The organism is Phyllobacterium sp. LjRoot231 (assembly GCF_964253365.1).
In the GTDB taxonomy this organism is placed as follows: Bacteria; Pseudomonadota; Alphaproteobacteria; order Rhizobiales; family Rhizobiaceae; genus Phyllobacterium.
This window is the reverse complement of record NZ_CAXUQT020000005.1, coordinates 120,296-137,045: the sequence shown is the minus strand read 5'-3', so window position 1 is coordinate 137,045 and position 16,750 is coordinate 120,296. Positions and strand designations below refer to the sequence as shown.

General features: G+C 57.5%; 14 protein-coding genes. 7 read left to right on the top strand and 7 right to left on the bottom strand.

Features of this window, described 5'->3' with window-relative positions:
- Positions 1-26 precede the first annotated feature (26 nt).
- The 4 genes from repC to ACSQ3H_RS31465 all read right to left on the bottom strand — a co-directional run bounded on the left by repC (position 27) and on the right by ACSQ3H_RS31465 (position 4,373).
- Positions 27-1,340: a plasmid replication protein RepC gene (repC, locus tag ACSQ3H_RS31480; protein ID WP_436120959.1), complete on the bottom strand. Its 1,314-nt coding sequence runs from the start codon at positions 1,338-1,340 to the stop codon at positions 27-29.
- A gap of 207 nt (positions 1,341-1,547) precedes the next feature.
- Positions 1,548-2,624 (bottom strand): plasmid partitioning protein RepB, encoded by a 1,077-nt coding sequence (gene repB / locus ACSQ3H_RS31475; protein ID WP_436120958.1) that lies wholly within the window; start codon positions 2,622-2,624, stop codon positions 1,548-1,550.
- Between the two features lie 7 nt (positions 2,625-2,631).
- Positions 2,632-3,906 carry a plasmid partitioning protein RepA gene (gene repA, locus ACSQ3H_RS31470; protein WP_436121112.1) on the bottom strand — a complete coding sequence of 425 codons (1,275 nt, stop codon included), beginning with the start codon at positions 3,904-3,906 and terminating at the stop codon, positions 2,632-2,634.
- Positions 3,907-4,175: 269 nt separating this feature from the next.
- On the bottom strand, positions 4,176-4,373 hold the full coding sequence (locus ACSQ3H_RS31465; RefSeq protein WP_436120957.1) for a hypothetical protein: 198 nt from the start codon (positions 4,371-4,373) through the stop codon (positions 4,176-4,178).
- A 627-nt stretch (positions 4,374-5,000) separates the two neighbouring features.
- Here ACSQ3H_RS31465 and ACSQ3H_RS31460 point away from each other — a divergent pair.
- Positions 5,001-7,283: a DNA translocase FtsK gene (locus tag ACSQ3H_RS31460; protein WP_436121111.1), complete on the top strand. Its 2,283-nt coding sequence runs from the start codon at positions 5,001-5,003 to the stop codon at positions 7,281-7,283.
- Positions 7,284-7,327: 44 nt separating this feature from the next.
- Complete coding sequence (locus tag ACSQ3H_RS31455) at positions 7,328-7,630, top strand: hypothetical protein (protein WP_436120956.1); 303 nt, start codon at positions 7,328-7,330, stop codon at positions 7,628-7,630.
- A 59-nt stretch (positions 7,631-7,689) separates the two neighbouring features.
- Here ACSQ3H_RS31455 and ACSQ3H_RS31450 read toward each other — a convergent pair whose 3' ends face one another.
- Together ACSQ3H_RS31450 and ACSQ3H_RS31445 are read right to left on the bottom strand one after the other, a co-directional pair.
- Positions 7,690-9,306: an acyl-CoA synthetase gene (locus ACSQ3H_RS31450; RefSeq protein ID WP_436120955.1), complete on the bottom strand. Its 1,617-nt coding sequence runs from the start codon at positions 9,304-9,306 to the stop codon at positions 7,690-7,692.
- Entirely contained in the window at positions 9,303-10,124 is an 822-nt protein-coding gene (locus ACSQ3H_RS31445) for an IclR family transcriptional regulator (RefSeq protein ID WP_436120954.1), read from the bottom strand. Before ACSQ3H_RS31445 ends, ACSQ3H_RS31450 begins: the two co-directional genes overlap by 4 nt.
- 167 nt (positions 10,125-10,291) lie before the next feature.
- Here ACSQ3H_RS31445 and ACSQ3H_RS31440 point away from each other — a divergent pair, with 167 nt between their 5' ends.
- The gene (locus ACSQ3H_RS31440; RefSeq protein WP_436120953.1) at positions 10,292-11,149 is read left to right on the top strand and encodes a PCC domain-containing protein; all 858 of its coding nucleotides are present in this window, start codon (positions 10,292-10,294) and stop codon (positions 11,147-11,149) included.
- A 22-nt stretch (positions 11,150-11,171) separates the two neighbouring features.
- On the opposite strand, the gene ACSQ3H_RS31435 is transcribed toward ACSQ3H_RS31440, so the two are convergent.
- Positions 11,172-12,227 (bottom strand): LacI family transcriptional regulator, encoded by a 1,056-nt coding sequence (locus ACSQ3H_RS31435; RefSeq protein WP_436120952.1) that lies wholly within the window; start codon positions 12,225-12,227, stop codon positions 11,172-11,174.
- A 307-nt stretch (positions 12,228-12,534) separates the two neighbouring features.
- Between ACSQ3H_RS31435 and ACSQ3H_RS31430 the strand changes: the two genes are divergently transcribed.
- From ACSQ3H_RS31430 to ACSQ3H_RS31415, 4 genes are all read left to right on the top strand, one after another.
- The gene (locus ACSQ3H_RS31430; protein ID WP_436120951.1) at positions 12,535-13,770 is read left to right on the top strand and encodes an ABC transporter substrate-binding protein; all 1,236 of its coding nucleotides are present in this window, start codon (positions 12,535-12,537) and stop codon (positions 13,768-13,770) included.
- A 74-nt stretch (positions 13,771-13,844) separates the two neighbouring features.
- Entirely contained in the window at positions 13,845-14,738 is an 894-nt protein-coding gene (locus ACSQ3H_RS31425; protein WP_436120950.1) for a carbohydrate ABC transporter permease, read from the top strand.
- The gene (locus ACSQ3H_RS31420) at positions 14,731-15,648 is read left to right on the top strand and encodes a carbohydrate ABC transporter permease (protein WP_436120949.1); all 918 of its coding nucleotides are present in this window, start codon (positions 14,731-14,733) and stop codon (positions 15,646-15,648) included. The genes ACSQ3H_RS31425 and ACSQ3H_RS31420 overlap by 8 nt, the downstream gene beginning before the upstream one ends.
- 2 nt (positions 15,649-15,650) lie before the next feature.
- Complete coding sequence (locus ACSQ3H_RS31415) at positions 15,651-16,739, top strand: ABC transporter ATP-binding protein (protein WP_436120948.1); 1,089 nt, start codon at positions 15,651-15,653, stop codon at positions 16,737-16,739.
- The last annotated feature ends 11 nt before the right edge of the window (positions 16,740-16,750 follow it).

The window sequence follows — 16,750 nt, the reverse complement described above, 5'->3', positions numbered from 1 at the left end:
GCACCCTTTTCCATGCGGCGGAAGCCTTACGCACGGCCGTCTCCCCGTAACGCCTTGATCACTGGTAGCACCGAATACTGGCCAATTTCAGCGCGGTCTGTCAGCGCCCGCAGATAGCCGCCGGGCGAACGGATTTCACCGATACGTTCAAGAATGGCAGCGATTGTGATCGAGGCGTTGATCTCGCCCATGGCTTCGCGCGCCCTTTCCCATGCATCGGGGGATACACCGAGCATTGAGCGGACCAGTCCCGCCGTCTGCATCAGGTCACGCCAGTCCTCGATACCGTCGCGGGCATAATCGGCGATCTGCGGACAGGCGCTCAACACAGCCTTCAACGGCATCGGAACCGATTTTGTTTCAAGTTGCGGCCAATCATCGACCGCCCCGCCCTCACCGTGTTTTTTAATTCGCCGCGCCGTTTCCAACCGCTTTCGTATCTTGTTCAACGCGACTATTCGTCCGGGCTCGTTATTTTCAGTCTGTAGCTCAGCGGATTGCTTCTGGCCTTTTTCTGTGGCTCTTTCAAAGTGGTAGTCTATATTTGAATTCTGTATATGCTGCTCAAAAGAAGAGTCACTGACGCTCATTTCTTTATCTGACAGGGATTCCAGATAGGTTTTTTCAACCCTCACTCTCAAGCTCGCAAGGGCATCACACCGCACGCGAAGCATCTCCAACGGCAGATGCCGGCTTACTCGTCCTGAGAGCGCGGCCAACTCATCCGCGTAGGTTTCCCAATCACCCGAACGCTCCTCGCCTAAACCAGCATCAATCGTCTTTGAAACATCGCGCAGATGGATGGTGATCTCGCTGCGCACGCGGTGGATTGCCCGTGCCAAATCGCGTGCCTGCACCGCATGGACCTCGATCTCGTCAGCTCTCAAGGCCAGCGGCGAAAGGTCGAAGCCAAAGGCACGCTCGATGTCGCCGGATTCGCCGCGACGCGCGTAGCGCTTGCCATTGGGACTATCGCGGCGAATGATCAACCCGGTCTCGACGAGAGCCGCCAGGTGCCTGCGTATCGTCGCCGAAGACATGCCGCGGGTGCGCATGGAAAGCTCAGCGTTGGAAGGAAAGACAATAAGTGGTGTGCTGCCGTCGAGCAGCGTTTCCGGATAGAAGCTCAACAGCGCTTCCAGAACGGCAATCGTGCGATCGGAAAGGAAAAACGCAGTACGCGCCTCCGTCAATGACCGCAAAAGCGCCCACTTTTCCGGGTGATTTCTGTCGGTACCCGCCAGTTTTTTACGGGCGCGCGCCGTCTTTTCTTGCACGGCAAACATGGCGTGCGACAGCGAACGACCGCCAAACGGCGTCGTTGCAAAACGATCGGTCATGGTCCTTTACCTCAAGTTGAGGCAATGAAAAGGCATGCCGGAACGCGTCCGACTCTTGACAAGTCTGAGTGGAAGTGATTCTCTCGAATTGCTACATTGAAGAGGGCTTCCGGGGCGGTAACGTTCTGGGGGCCTTTTTTCTTGCCGTTGTTCCTTCTCTTTGTCCTTTGGTTTAACGCTTACACAAAACTAAGGGAGCCGATGGTCTCAGCCCGGCTTTTCGCTCTTGTAGCGGTTCAAAAGCCTATCGAGTTCACCAGCTACAAACTCGGCAAACCCACTCGGCACATGCTCGGCAAAGGTGAGAACTCGCTTTCCTCCGTCGAAATGCAATTCAGCAATTGAGCTACCTTTGTCGCTGCTGCTTTGCTGGATAGTGTCCGGTGGTGCATTTCGTGCAGGGGCTGCAACGGGCTCAACCTGTTTCAGCAAACGTTCAAAAACCCGGTTGAAGCGCGAATTGCTGTCAGCAGCCTTGAATACATCAAGTGCGATCTCATCCAATGCGCTTCGACGCGCGCTGTCCGATTTAAGCAACTCAGCAAACCTGACCCAGCGTGGCCGGCCGATTTTCGGTGCCGGGCCGATGGCACGCACAATCGGCACCGGTACGGCTGCCGCGACCTGCAGAAACCGCGTCATCTCGGCCTTGTCCAGGGATAACGCATCTTGCACCAGGCCGCGCTCGAAGCCCCGCTCGACGAGATTGTGGGCGAAGAAAGCGCGTTCGATAAAAGAAAGATCCCGCCGCTCGGTGTTTTCCTTGCCCTGCGCCAGAACAAGCTGCACATCGGTCAGATTGCGGACTATAGCCTGGACGGGCTTGGCTATACGGGCAGCGGCGCGCAGGCGGCGATGGCCGTAAGCTGTCTGGTAATAGCCCTGCTTTTCCGGATGCGGCCGAACGAGGATTGGAACCTGCTGGCCATTCTGCCGAATACTCTCGACCAGTTCCTCGAAGCTCTCGTCTGATCCTGAATCGTGACTGAGCCGATCTTCGATAAATGAACTCTCGACCAGCGCCGGATCGAGATCAACCACCCGCTCGCTGCCCTCGAAGCTCTCCTTCAGCCGCCGCGCATCCTCGATCTCCCGCGAGATGCCGCCCAGCGACAGCCCCATCGCCTTGATCGCGCCTGAAGCGGCACGCGGCTTCAGCGGCTCGACCGAAGCGCTCTGCCGCGTTGGGGCCAACTCGGCTGGCTTCTGCTCGGGCGTCGGGATTGTCTCTACTGTCTCGAACAGCGCCTTGAGCTGATCCCTGCGATTCTTGTCGGCCATCATCGCGCCCTCACCCCGGTCTGTTCCAGGCCTTGAAGATCAGGCCCTGGATCTCAGAGTTGACGGAAGTCAGCGATTCAAACGCGCGGTCATATGTGGCGCGGGTGAAGCTGTCGCGGGAAACCTCATAAAGCGTCTGCTTGGTCAGGCCCGCATCGGAGAAAGCAGTGGATTTGACCACCGAGTTCGTCAGCACGCGCTCGCCGAACAACGATCGCAGGAAACCGGCGATCTGCTGCTGAGGTGCATCATTGGGTTCAAAGCGCGTAATGAGATAACGCATGAAGTCGAAATTGAGTTCGCCGCCCGCTTCGCGAACAACGGCGAGAAGATCTGCCGTCATGAACAGGAACTGGCTCATGGACGCGACGTCGAGCATCTGCGGGTGGACTGTCACCAGAACCGATGTTGCTGCACAGAGCGCCGAAAGTGTCAGGAACCCGAGCTGCGGGGGGCAGTCGATAACGACGACATCATAGTCATCCGAAACCGTATCCAGCGCTGCCTGAACACGCGCGAAGAACAATTGCTGCTCGACACTCTGTTGCGTGCCATGCTGCCGGTCCGCCAGCATTTGCGGGGTCGTGTGTTCGAACTCCTGCAGTTCGAGATTGCCGGGGATGAGATCGAGACCATCGAAATAGGTCTTGCAGATGATGTCACGCAGCAGCCGGCGTTCGCCATCATAGCGGATTGCACCGTAGAGCGTGTCATTGCCGGTGAGGTCCAGTTCCGGTTGATAACCGAAGAGTGCCGACATCGATGCCTGCGGATCGAGATCGACAGCGAGCACCCGAAAGCCCGCCATGGCCAGATGTTGCGCCAGATGCGCACTTGTCGTCGTCTTGCCGGAGCCACCCTTGAAATTGGTGACTGCAATGACCTGCATGTGCTCATTGGCGCTGGGGTCGCGATGCGGCAAATAGGTTTTCGCCTTGGTGCCGCCGGCCTCCGCCAGATGCCGGCGCAGCGCATTGATCTCGGCAAGCGTATAAAGCCTGCGGCCGCCGCTTCCGGTTTCCGGCTGCGGCCCCTCGCCCGCAATGGAAAGCTGCCGCAGATAACCGTCGGACACGCCAATCAGCTTCGCAGCCTCGCCACTGGTGAATTTGCGCAAGGTCTTTTGGGCAGTCGGAGGGAATAGCCGGTTGCGCATAGCCTGCAATTGCGCCGACAGCATTTCCGCATCCGCCGCTATCGCCCGATCAGCCGGCAAGGCAACAGACAGGGATGGAGCGCCTTGTAACTGGGCGTCAACAGTCCGGTTTGTCTGTGCCGTATTCATTAAAGTCACGTGTTGATCCTGTGCGCCTGTTTAATCGACTGCCTGACCGCGCACGGGGATGATGCGCCGATTCGACAGAAAAACCAAAAGGGTAACGCTGGACAACAATTTAACGCTGCAGCTCGATACTAACACCGCAAAATCTGTGTAACGCTTATTTGGCCTGTTACCCTCAAAAACCGTAACCAAACTGAGGGAAGGACCGAGTCGCGTCAAGAACTTTATAGTTAACGCAAATTAACCATTTTGGAGGCAAGCTGTGGCAAGTCTTACCACTTCTTCTTTTTGCGTTTCTGATCAGCTGGCTTGGCCTCAAAGAGATCGGTATCGGACGATTGTTCCATCGATCCGCCATCAGTGGAACTTGAGGCGAGTGGTTCCGTCGACTTCGCTTCGATTTGGGATTTGGCCTTATCGCCCGTAGCGGACTTCGGACTGGTATCTTTCAATGCGAATTTGATCGCCATTACAAACTGCTTTCTGATGTAAAAATCACGTGGATTATCGAAAGCGAATTCGTAGCACGGAATCTCCAACTATTACGCATGAATTCTGGCAGTTCGTCCTGCTGATTTTTGATCGCTCGGCGATCCTTGGCACGCTACAACGATTAAACTGGAGCAAATAGATCAGAAAAATACACCTCCATGGCGTAAGTCGCCAATCGGAAGCGGTCGAAAGTCTGGTACGACTTAGAGGGGGATGAGGTTGGATTGAAATAGGCGAACCGGAGCCGCAAAAGTAGCGACTTGTTAACCTTGGCTTTCTATTCAAATAAGAGGCCCGTTAGGTAATTTCACATCGTTCCGCTTGCAGGCATCATGCGTATCCCCAGAACAAATTTTCCAATAAAAGCAGATGAATATGAGTTTGAGAGCCAAACCGGGGAAGAATTGATTCGCCCGCTGGTTCCATTGGCGCGCCCTGTAGACCTCGCCAATGCAAATTCGACCGCTCTTTATGAGAGCGTCGTGGTCAAACGCCCAACCACTCCGCCCGGGTCGCAGAGGCCGGTGCCCGTGACGAAGCCCGCACCGGCACAGAGTTGGGGTAAATTTGATGCGGATGCGTCCTCCGCCCCGATCTCCAAGCGTATGTTCTCGCTGTCCGAAAATGTCCGTTTCACCCGGACACCCGACAGCGAGCTCCTGAAAAGCAAAGACCCGGCACCGAACGAAGCAGCAGGAGCGCCGAAGGCGGCAATGGATGAAAAACGTTCGGCCGCTGGAAATTCGCTGACGAAACCGGATGCAACCATCACACCCCGTCGCGTTCGCGACCTCGCGCCGGAAGGTTCTCTCCTCTTCGGCCAAGCGATACCGGCCGACCCTCTCGCGGTTGCCGTCCCGCACGCCCCGGCTCTTGCCAAGGTCGTCACGGAAACAAAAGCGCCGTCGTCCAACGACTCGCCATTGGCTTATGTGTCGGATTATGCGTTCTTTGAATCTGCGGACTTTATTGGAGGGATTGCGCCAGTTGCAGCTGCTACCCCTGTCAAGCCAATGCCAAGGTTCAGCCCCGACGAGATCACCGCCCGGTTTCGCGTGGTTGAGTACAACAAGCCCCGACCCCTTGGCGAAGCGCCCAAGTCGCAGCTGGCGTCGCCGCCGCTCGACCCAGCGCCCATTGAACACCATCAGCCTGAAAAGCCATCGCCAGAACAGCGACTGGAGAGGGTTGACATTGTTGACGTGGGTTCGAACGCAATTCCCGAACCTGTTTCCGCCGTCACTCCTCAGCGCACCATCACACGGCGCCGAGACATTGCACCGGTTCAGTCCCCGCTCCCTCCACGGCAGATTGCGGTCGCGGGTCCCGTCGAACCACGCATTTTTCCGATCCAGCACGGCACTTACGAAAAACCTCCCATAACCCTGCTGCAGGAAGCGGTCACGCATGATGCCGTCACCATTTCGCAGGAAACGCTCGAGCAGAACGCCGGGCTTCTCGAAAGCGTGCTGGAAGACTTCGGCATTCGCGGCGAGATCATCCATGTGCGACCGGGCCCTGTCGTGACACTCTATGAATTCGAACCGGCGCCAGGCGTGAAGTCCTCGCGTGTCATCGGTCTTGCCGACGACATCGCCCGCTCCATGTCTGCGCTGTCTGCACGTGTTGCGGTTGTTCCCGGGCGCAACGTCATCGGCATTGAATTGCCCAATGCAATGCGAGAAACCGTCTATCTGCGCGAGATGGTTGCATCGGACAATTTCGACAAGACCAGGTTCAAACTCGCGCTTTGCCTCGGCAAGACCATTGGCGGTGAGCCTGTGATCGCGGAACTCGCCAAGATGCCGCATCTGCTCGTCGCCGGTACGACCGGTTCCGGCAAGTCGGTCGCCATCAACACCATGATCCTGTCGCTGCTCTACCGGCTCACACCGGATGAGTGCCGCCTGATCATGGTCGATCCGAAAATGCTTGAACTGTCCATCTATGACGGCATCCCGCATCTTCTGACGCCGGTCGTCACCGATCCGAAGAAGGCCGTCATGGCGCTCAAATGGGCCGTGCGCGAGATGGAAGACCGTTACCGGAAAATGTCCAAGCTCGGCGTGCGCAATATCGATGGTTTCAACGCCCGCGTTACCAGCGCAAAGGAAAAGGGCGAGACGGTGATGTGTACCGTGCAGACCGGCTTCGACAAAGGAACCGGCGAGGCTCAATATCAGCAAGAGGCCATGGACCTGACGCCGATGCCGTATATCGTCATCATCGTCGACGAGATGGCCGACTTGATGATGGTGGCAGGCAAGGACATCGAAGGCGCGATCCAGCGTCTCGCCCAGATGGCCCGCGCCGCCGGCATTCATTTGATCATGGCAACGCAACGTCCGTCTGTCGACGTGATAACGGGTACGATCAAGGCGAATTTCCCCACGCGTATCTCGTTTCAAGTGACGTCCAAGATCGATAGCCGCACCATTCTTGGTGAACAGGGTGCCGAGCAACTGCTCGGCCAGGGCGACATGCTGCATATGGTCGGCGGTGGCCGCATCGCGCGCGTCCACGGGCCCTTCGTTTCAGACGAAGAAGTTGAAAAGATCGTTGCGCATCTGAAAGCGCAAGGCCAACCGGATTATCTTGATACTGTCACTGCTGACGAAAGTGATGAGGAAGACGCAGACGGCGACGACAGCGCGGTCTTCGACAAAGGCGGCGTTGCCGCCGAAGACGGCAACGAGCTTTATGATCAGGCGGTGAAAGTCATGCTGCGCGACAAGAAATGCTCGACATCATATATCCAGCGACGCCTGCAGATTGGCTATAACCGCGCCGCTTCGCTGGTGGAGCGCATGGAAAAGGAAGGGCTCGTTGGTCCCGCCAATCATGTCGGCAAGCGCGAAATCCTGAACGACAACAGGGACTCTAACTAAGGCGCGTCTCGGGTATTTGATACTATTGTCGTAGAGCGGCCTTTATGGGCTTCAACGGCGAACATCTGATCTTGATATACTCATTGGGCGAGCGTCCGACGATGGCTGTGCGTGCTACAAAAGCCTGGCCTTGCAGCCCGCACATCATCGCATTGCTGGTCTGCGGCCCGACAATTACATCCAGTGCCGTGTTGGACTGGCAGTCGACCGGCGATAAGCTGGTTGAGCAGATTAATATTACAACCTGGAGCATGCTGGCATCCCCTTGTGAACAGTTGCTCCTCCCGATTCTTACAAGGTACGCGATTTTTGCTGCAATGCAACCAATTTGCTGCGTTGCAGCATAATTAGATGACAGGTGGGGGTTACAAACCTTCGGCTGCAATTGGCCGATCGGTTCCGAAAGTTACTGTTCCAAGCCGTTAAGCTCATTGCGCTTGATGAGCTCTTCCCGGATCAGCTTCTTGGCAATTTTGCCATAGGCGGATTTCGGCATCTCCGGCCAGAAGACAAGCCGTTTCGGTAGTTTGTAGCGAGCCATCTTGTCGCCAAGCCAAGCGATGATCTCCTCAGCCTCCGGCGTGCTGCCGGGGCGAGCAACGCAGACCGCGAGCCCGACCTCGCCCCATACCGGATCCGAAATACCCAGCACTGCGACTTCGCTGATATCCGGATGTGTCAATATCTTCTCCTCGATCTCGCGCGGATAGATATTGGAGCCGCCGGAAATATACATGTCCGAGGCTCTTCCGGTGATGAAGAGAAACCCAGCCTCGTCCATGTGTCCAAGATCGCCGGTGCGGAACCAGCCATTGCGGAAGGCTTTCGCATTAGCCTCCGGATTATTGTAGTAGCCGGCGAAAACTGCGGGACCGATCACGCAAATCTCGCCGGTTATGCCCGGCGACACCTCATTGCCGTCATCATTCTGGATCGATATCTGCATTCCAATGCGCGCGTAACCGCAAGTGCCGGATCGGGTATCGGCGGTATCTTCCAAATGATGCTCGGCGGCAGGCAGCACGGTGATATTGCCGGTCACCTCACCCAGCCCGAAATATTGCACGATAACTGGCCCCAATGTCTTCAGGGCATGGATCTGGTCGGTCCGGTACATGGGCGCACCCGCATAGATCACATAACGCAATGACGAGTGGTCCCGTTCCTGTACGGCAGGGTGTTCGGTCAGCATTTTGAGGATAGTCGGCACAGTGAACATGTTGCTCACACGCCATTTTTCGAGGAGCCGCCAGGCTTCGGCAATATCCAACTTTTCTGTCGGCAGCAGGACGGTTTTCGCGCCTCTGGCTACCTGCGTCAGCTGGTGGATACCTGCTCCGTGAGATAGCGGCGCGACCACGAGCGATGCGTCATGACGCGTCGTGCCCGGCATCAAGTCGCATAGATGATTGGTTATGACGAATGCCATCTGGCCATGGGCGAGGACTGCAGCCTTTGGCCGCCCCGTTGTGCCGGAGGTGAAAAAGAACCAGCACGGATCATCATGATCGACAGCGGTAGTTGCAACCGTTTCGCCATCGAAACGATCTATAATGTCGTCGTAATCCTCAGCAAAATCGGCTTTTCCGATTGCAATGACAAATTTCAGTTCGGCACACGCTTGGCGGCAGGCCTCGACATGCTTTGGGAACGAATGCCCGCAGACCATACCTTTCGCACCACTGGCAGCAGCGAGATAGGCGACCTCGTCAGGTGTCTGCCTGAAATTGGTCGGAACCCACACCGCTCCCAGCTGAAAGCAGGCGAACATGGATTCGAACATCTGGTTGCAATTTTGCGACTGAATGAGAATTCGGTCGCCTTTGACCACGCCAAATTCCTTATGCAACGCTGCAGCCATGGCATTGACCCGCCGCTGCAGTTGCGCCCAGTTCCATGTTTTTTCCCCCCAGACAAATGCAATCTCGTTCGGGAAGCGGCGTGCCGATTGGGCGAGAAAGCCGTAAAGGTTCATCACCCGTTTCGACATGGGTTCGACTACCAATCCATGTTTCGCAGTCATATCGACACCTTCGAAGCGTGTGGCGGCTTTGGCCGATCATTCGGGGGCTGGAGATGCGCCAGCCGGGCTTCGATTTTCCTGGTCTCACTTCGCATCAAGGCTGCCAGTTCCGTTTGACGTGCAGGCTGCATGCGGCTGTCGATAGCGGCAATGCTAAGGGCGCCAGCTGGCCGCCCATCCGGATATCGAATGGCCAGACCGATGCCCCAGGAATTGGTAAGAATAAGCCCGGGATTGAGGGCAAAGCCGTTTTCCCGTGCCGCTGCAATATCAGCGCGGATACGGTCAGGGTAAAGATTTGGATATTCTGCCAGGAGCGCGGCTTCATTCACACCTAGAATGCCTTCAATCTCGTCGTCGGACATCGCTGCCAAGATCGCCAGAGATCCCGCGCCCACCCCCAAGGGATGGCGATAGCCGGCCTGCAGCGCATGAGTACGGATTGGGTAAGTGCCCTCCTCGCGATGTAGACAGACCGAGTAGCTATCGCGCTGGATGGAAAGAAAGCTGGTGTCCTGCGTTTTCGCCGACAGAAAACCAAGACTATCCCGGGAGATTTGCAGCAGGCCGTAACGCCGCGTCGCAAGGGTTCCAAGTACGTAGGCTTCCTGACCGAGATAGTATCGCCGGGTCAAAGTGTCCTGTTCCAGCAGACCAGAGCGTATGAGTGCCAAAAGAAGACGCCGCGCCGTCGGTTTGTTCAGTCCGCTTTGTTCTACGATATCGGTCAGCGTGCTGCCGTCATCACCGGAATAGCTCACAAGACTCAAAAGCCCGAGCGCCCTGTCGACGCTTTGCGAACCATTGAGTCCGGTCATCGGCCTGACCTGTCGCTCCATCCCTGATTCCTCGTTTGATCCATATTGTGGAACATTTTGTTCGTCTATGGAACTATGCCACAATTCGACAGCATATGAACCGAATTCGAGAGGAGTTCAGATCTATATCATGGGATACATCCTTCGATGGCTTTCGGCGGTGGCCGGTGTCTGAACGCTTTCTGCGACAACCTGGACTAGCGCGTTCAGAACGCTTCGAGAGCTTTGAGGGCGTCCGCCGCCGCTTTGAATTCACACTCGAACCTGGCTTAAGCATCAACGAGGCCATTGCCAGACCACTTCGGGCAGCCGGCATCACGGCGGCCTCGCTTGTTCTCGACGGTGGCACATTTGCGCCATTCCACTACCTCATGCCGGCGCTATCGACCGACGGACATCACGCGGCTTGGTATAGCGACGTGTTTTCACCTGCTGGCGAAACGCAACTTGAGAACGGTAATGTTACCTTTGGCGAGCGTGACGACGCCCCCTTTATCCATTGCCATGCCATCTGGACCGAGCGCGATGGCAAGCGCGGCGCTGGGCATGTCCTGCCGCATGAAACGATCATCAGCCAGCCCATTCGCGCTACTGCATGGGGCGTCGAGGAAGTGCGGATGGTGTCGGAGCCTGATGAAGAGACCGCCTTCACGCTGTTTCACCCAGTGGCTTCAGAAAAGACAATTACCGTCAACAATGGTCCGCGCATCGTGATCGCGCGTGTTGGTCCAAATGAGGACATCGTCGGGGCCCTTGAAGCGATCTGCCGGAAACATGACTTCGCCGCAGCAACCTTGCGCGGTGGCGTAGGCAGCCTGATCGGTGCGCGCTATGCCGATGGCTCGAAAGTAGACGACATCGCAACCGAAGTCTTCGTTAAACAAGGCTTCGTGTCGCGCCAGTCAACCGGGACACATGTCGACATCATCATGGTCGATACCAGAGGCAATATCACGCGCGGGCAACTCCTTCGCGGTGAAAACCCGGTCTGCATCACATTCGAGCTTTGCCTGGAAGAGGCCTGAGCAATAGCCGTGGACCACTTCGCTAGCGAAGATTGTGTTCGTCCGGGTAGCTGAGACTCTGCAATTCCCGTGCGTCAACACCGGCTATCCGTCGCAACACGGCGCGAGCCAGTTCACGCCCGGCATGGCGAACATCTTCATTGAACACGATGATCTGCGGACGAAACCATTGCAGGACATCGGTTGATTGCTTCGAGACAAGATCCACATCTTCGCCGATCTTCAATCCTGCCGCCTCGATGCCCGCAACTAGGGCGATTGCCGCGCCGCCACTGCAACAGACGATACCATCCGGACGATTGGATCCCGACATGATCTCCTCCATCCGGTCGCGAATGCGACCAAGCGAGGTATCGACGTCGATCCCGGAGAAGGCAACAGCTGTAGCACCGCCTTCCTCGACGCCACGCGAAAAACCGCGATCGAGATGCCGGTAGTAAGTGACCGCAGGCGAGGGTCCGGCAAGCATGGCGATCTTGCGCCGTCCCTTTGCCAGCAGGCTCTTCACCGATAAATAAGCAAAAGCCTCATTGTCGAAATCGTGGAACGGGTGCTCGATCCCCATCTCGGTCCGGCCATGTGTTGCAAACGGAATGCCATGCTCGGTGAGGTAGCGGACACGGGCATCGTTGGGTTCCGTGCGCGACATGATGATCCCGTCTGCCGAGCCGGTTTCGACGATATAGCGGATCGGCTGCATCGGATCATTTTCGAGCGAATAGGGCGTGACCGTCAGGTGGTAGGGTGTCTGCGACAGCACTTCTGAAATGCCGTAAACCAGATTGGATGTGAGCCCCATGATCGAGGACTGAGCGTTGAGAACGAGACTGATAACATTGGTCTTGCCGGTACGCAGGCGCACGCCGGCACGATTGGGTCGATAGCCAATCTGCTTGGCGATCAACTGCACGCGATTTTTGGTCGCCTGACCGATTTCTGGCGCATCCTTCAAAGCGCGGGAAACAGTGGTCACCCCCAGCCCCGCCATAAAGGCAATCGTCTTCAACGTTGGCCGCTCGCCTTCTAGGGGTTCGGCTGCTTCCACGCCTTGCTTCTGCTCGCTTTCCTTTGTGCTCATTTTCAACCGGCCGATCAAAATCTTCCTTCGATGCGCAAACCATTTCTGTATCGTTACGAAAATTCCGCGTATGAACTAGCTTCCAGCAGAACTCCGCAAATCTTCAGGCCTTAACCTTAGACGATATTTATCTGGATTGGCAATCACATACTATAGTTATAATTGCTTATTGTTATGAATTTAAAGCATTTTTCGATAGTTTGATGTATCACGTTGCTCCAATTCTCAAAAACTTGGCTTTCGCTTATTGCGCTCTGAGACGCTTTGCATTAGCCTACCTGTAACGTTTCAGATTTGGGAGGATACGATGCGTTACCGTACAGTTCTTGCCGTCTTGGCCACGTCCACTTTTCTCGGCGCTGCCGGCTCCGCCGGCGCAGTGGATCTCGAAGTCACACACTGGTGGACCTCAGGTGGCGAAGCCGCAGCGGTCGCCGAGTTCGCCAAGGCCTTCGACGCGACCGGCAATCATTGGGTCGACGGCGCCATTGCCGGTTCAGGCAGCACGGCGCGACCCATCATGATCAGCCGCATCACCGGTGGCGATCCGATGGGCGCCACGCAATTCAACCACGGCCGCCAGGCAGAGGAACTGGTCCAGGCAGGGCTGATGCGCGACCTGACCGACCTCGCCACCAAGGAAAAGTGGACGGAGATCGTACGGCCGAAGAGCCTGCTCGACAGCTGCACGCTCGACGGCAAGATCTATTGCGTGCCGGTCAACATCCATTCCTGGCAGTGGCTGTGGCTTTCCAACAAGGCGTTCGAGACGGCGGGCGTGCCGATCCCCAAGAACTGGGATGAATTCGTTGCCGCCGCGCCGGCGCTTGAGAAGGCCGGCATTGTGCCCTTCGCCCAGGGCGGACAGGCCTGGCAGGTCAACAACACCTTCGCCGTGCTGATGCTCGCGATCGGCGGCAAGGACCTCTTCCAGAAAGTGTATGGCGACAAGGACAAGACAGTCGCAGCCGGATCGGAGGTCGCCAAGGTGTTCAAGGCTGCCGACGACGCGCGTCGCCTGTCAAAGAGCGCCAATGTCCAGGAGTGGAACCAGGCGACCGCCATGGTCATCAATGGCAAGGCTGGCGGCCAGATCATGGGTGACTGGGCGCAGGGCGAATTCCAGCTTGCGGGCAAGGTCGCTGGCACCGACTACACCTGTCTGCCCGGCCTCGGCATGAACCCGACGCTCGCGACGGGCGGCGATGCATTCTACTTCCCGCTCCTGAAGGACGAAGAGAAGACGAAGGCGCAGGAAGTGCTGGCGTCCACCTTGCTTGATCCGAAGACGCAGGTGGCATTCAACCTGAAGAAAGGTTCGCTGCCGGTGCGCGGCGATGTCGATCTCAACACTGCCAATGACTGCATGAAGAAGGGCATCGAAATCCTGGGCAAGGGCGACATTGTCCAGTGGACCGATCAGTTGGTGTCGCAAGATACACAGAAGCAATTCGAAGACCTGTTCTCGGAATTCTTCGCCACCGCAATGACGGTCGAGGACGCGCAGAAGCGCTTCGCCCAAATCGTCGCCACGGCCGACTGAACATAGGCGATCCTTGGTCGGCCCTGCGGGGCCGGTCCGTCTCCCCGTCACATGCAGCACCAGCACCCGGTCCAATGACTCAACAAAAGCGTCCCATTCGTCTCTTGCGCAACTTGAGCGCAAAGATCGCCGCGGTACCGATGATGCTCACGGCGACTTTCGTGTTCGCCGGGGGAAGCCTCTGGACGGTGCTTTACTCCTTCACCAATTCGAAGCTGCTGCCGCGCTTCAGCTTCGTCGGCGTCGAGCAGTATGAGCGGCTGTGGGCCGCACCCCGCTGGAACGTCGCGGTCGAAAACCTCTTCATCTATGGCGCGCTTTCGCTTATTTTCCAGCTGGTCATCGGTTTCCTGCTGGCCGCACTTCTCGACCAGAAAATCCGCTTCGAGGACACGTTCCGAACGATTTTCCTCTACCCTTTCGCGCTTTCCTTCGTGGTCACCGGGCTGGTCTGGCAGTGGATTCTCAATCCCGATTTCGGCGTTCAGTCTGTGGTGCGCAGCCTTGGCTGGACGAGCTTCGAATTCAACCCGCTCTACGATGCCGACATCGTCATTTTCGGCATCCTCATCGCGGCTCTCTGGCAAGGCACGGGGCTGATCATGTGCCTGATGCTTGCCGGCCTGCGCGGGATCGACGAAGACATCTGGAAGGCCTCGCGCGTCGACGGCATTCCAGCCTGGAAAACCTATCTGTTCATCGTCATCCCGATGATGCGGCCGGTGTTCGTCACCACGCTGGTGATCATCGCCTCGGGCATCGTGCGCGTCTATGACCTGGTGGTTGCGCAGACCGGCGGTGGCCCGGGCATCGCGTCGGAAGTGCCGGCGAAATATGTCTACGACTATATGTTCCACGCGCAGAACCTGGGCCAGGGATTCGCCGCCTCGACGATGATGCTACTGTCGGTCGCCATCGTCGTGGTGCCGTGGGCCTATCTCGAATTCGGGAGGCGCCGGCGTGGCTGACGTCGCTGAAGTTTCCAACCCGCGGACCGGGATCGAGCCACGCGGCGCGCGCCCGCGCCACGCTTTCAGCCGGCGTAACATCTTCATCTACGGCACGCTGATTCTGGTCGCCATCTACTACCTCATCCCGCTCTATGTGATGGTCGTGACCTCGCTGAAGGGCATGCCCGAGATCAGGCTCGGCAACATCTTCTCGCCGCCGATGGAGATCACGTTCGAACCATGGGTTAAAGCGTGGTCGAGCGCCTGTACGGGGCTGAATTGCGACGGGCTGTCACGCGGCTTCTGGAACTCGGTGCGTATCACCGTACCCTCGGTCATCCTGTCGATCGCGATCGCCTCGGTGAACGGCTATGCGCTCGCCAATTGGCGCTTCAAGGGGGCCGACAGCTTCTTCACGATCCTCATCGTGGGCGCCTTCATTCCCTATCAGGTGATGATCTATCCGATCGTCATCCTGTTGCGGGAAATCGGCATCTATGGCTCGCTGGCGGGGCTGGTGCTGGTGCATGCGATCTTCGGCATGCCGATCATGACGTTGCTCTTTCGCAACTATTTCGCCTCGGTGCCTGAGGAGTTGTTCAAGGCGGCACGCGTCGACGGCGCCGGCTTCTGGGCAATCTACTTCAAGATCATGCTGCCGATGGCGCTGCCGATCTTTGTCGTGGCGATCATCCTGCAGACGACAGGCATCTGGAACGACTTCCTGTTCGGCGTCGTCTACACGCGGCCCGACACCTATCCAATGACCGTACAGCTTAACAACATCGTCAATTCAGTGCAGGGCGTGAAGGAGTACAACGTCAACATGGCCGCAACCATCCTCACCGGCCTGGTGCCGCTGATCGTCTACTTCGTCTCCGGGCGCCTTTTCGTGCGCGGCATCGCCGCCGGCGCGGTGAAAGGCTAACGATGACAAGCGTTTCGATCAAGGATCTCAGCCTTGAATTCGGCGCCGTGTCGGTGCTGAAGGACCTCAATCTCGACGTCGGCGACGGTGAGTTCCTGGTGCTGCTAGGGCCGTCAGGTTGCGGCAAGTCGACCTTGCTGAACTGCATTGCCGGCCTGCTCGATATCACCGATGGGCAGATCTTCATCAAGGGCAAGAACGTCACCTGGGAAGAGCCGAAGGACCGCGGCATCGGCATGGTGTTCCAGTCCTACGCGCTTTATCCGCAGATGAGCGTGCGCGGCAACCTGACCTTCGGGTTGAAGAACGCCGGCGTGCCGCGAGACGAGATCGCGCGGCGCATCGAGCGCGCGGCCAACATCCTGCAGATCGAGCCGCTGCTGGACCGCAGGCCGGGCCAGCTTTCGGGTGGCCAGCGACAGCGCGTCGCCATCGGACGCGCATTGGTGCGCGATGTCGACGTCTTCCTGTTCGACGAGCCGTTGTCCAATCTCGACGCCAAGCTGCGCTCGGAACTGAGGGTCGAGATCAAGCGGCTGCACCAGCAACTCGCCAATACCATGATCTACGTCACCCACGACCAGATAGAGGCGCTCACGCTTGCCGACCGGATCGCAGTGATGAAGGGCGGCTTGATCCAGCAGCTTGATGAGCCTCTGACGATCTATAACAAGCCGCGCAACCTCTTTGTCGCGAGCTTCATCGGCTCGCCCGCGATGAACTTCCTAAGGGGCGAAATTGCCGAGATTGGCGGATCGACGATCTTTCGGGCAGGCGATCTTGATATTTCGCTTGCGGAGTATCAGGCGCAACAGCCGTTAGCGCCCGGCCATTCCGTCATTTTCGGCTTCCGTCCGGAACACATCGCTATCAGTGACCAACCCGGACCCGCCGGCCGCTCCTGCGAGGCCGTTGTTGATCTGGATGAGCCGATGGGCGCCGACAGCCTCGTTTGGCTGAAGGTCGCGGGCAAGGCGATCTCGGTGCGTGTCGATTCCGGCAGGCGATACCAACCAGGCGAAAAAGTGTTCCTGACTTTCGATCCCACCATTGCCTCGCTCTTCGATGCCGTGACCGAAACCCGCCTTTAGTCTTCCCAAGC

Bases quoted from the DNA above. Each gene is read 5' to 3' on its own strand.
- ACSQ3H_RS31460 (WP_436121111.1), top strand. From the start codon at position 5,001: ATGTTCTCGCTGTCCGAAAATGTCCGTTTCACCCGGACACCCGACAGC.
- ACSQ3H_RS31450 (WP_436120955.1), bottom strand. From the start codon at position 9,306: ATGACTGCGAAACATGGATTGGTAGTCGAACCCATGTCGAAACGGGTG.
- repC (WP_436120959.1), bottom strand. From the start codon at position 1,340: ATGACCGATCGTTTTGCAACGACGCCGTTTGGCGGTCGTTCGCTGTCG.
- ACSQ3H_RS31455 (WP_436120956.1), top strand. From the start codon at position 7,328: ATGGGCTTCAACGGCGAACATCTGATCTTGATATACTCATTGGGCGAG.
- ACSQ3H_RS31445 (WP_436120954.1), bottom strand. From the start codon at position 10,124: ATGACCGGACTCAATGGTTCGCAAAGCGTCGACAGGGCGCTCGGGCTT.
- ACSQ3H_RS31430 (WP_436120951.1), top strand. From the start codon at position 12,535: ATGCGTTACCGTACAGTTCTTGCCGTCTTGGCCACGTCCACTTTTCTC.
- ACSQ3H_RS31435 (WP_436120952.1), bottom strand. From the start codon at position 12,227: ATGAGCACAAAGGAAAGCGAGCAGAAGCAAGGCGTGGAAGCAGCCGAA.
- ACSQ3H_RS31465 (WP_436120957.1), bottom strand. From the start codon at position 4,373: ATGGCGATCAAATTCGCATTGAAAGATACCAGTCCGAAGTCCGCTACG.
- ACSQ3H_RS31425 (WP_436120950.1), top strand. From the start codon at position 13,845: ATGACTCAACAAAAGCGTCCCATTCGTCTCTTGCGCAACTTGAGCGCA.
- ACSQ3H_RS31415 (WP_436120948.1), top strand. From the start codon at position 15,651: ATGACAAGCGTTTCGATCAAGGATCTCAGCCTTGAATTCGGCGCCGTG.
- repB (WP_436120958.1), bottom strand. From the start codon at position 2,624: ATGATGGCCGACAAGAATCGCAGGGATCAGCTCAAGGCGCTGTTCGAG.
- repA (WP_436121112.1), bottom strand. From the start codon at position 3,906: ATGAATACGGCACAGACAAACCGGACTGTTGACGCCCAGTTACAAGGC.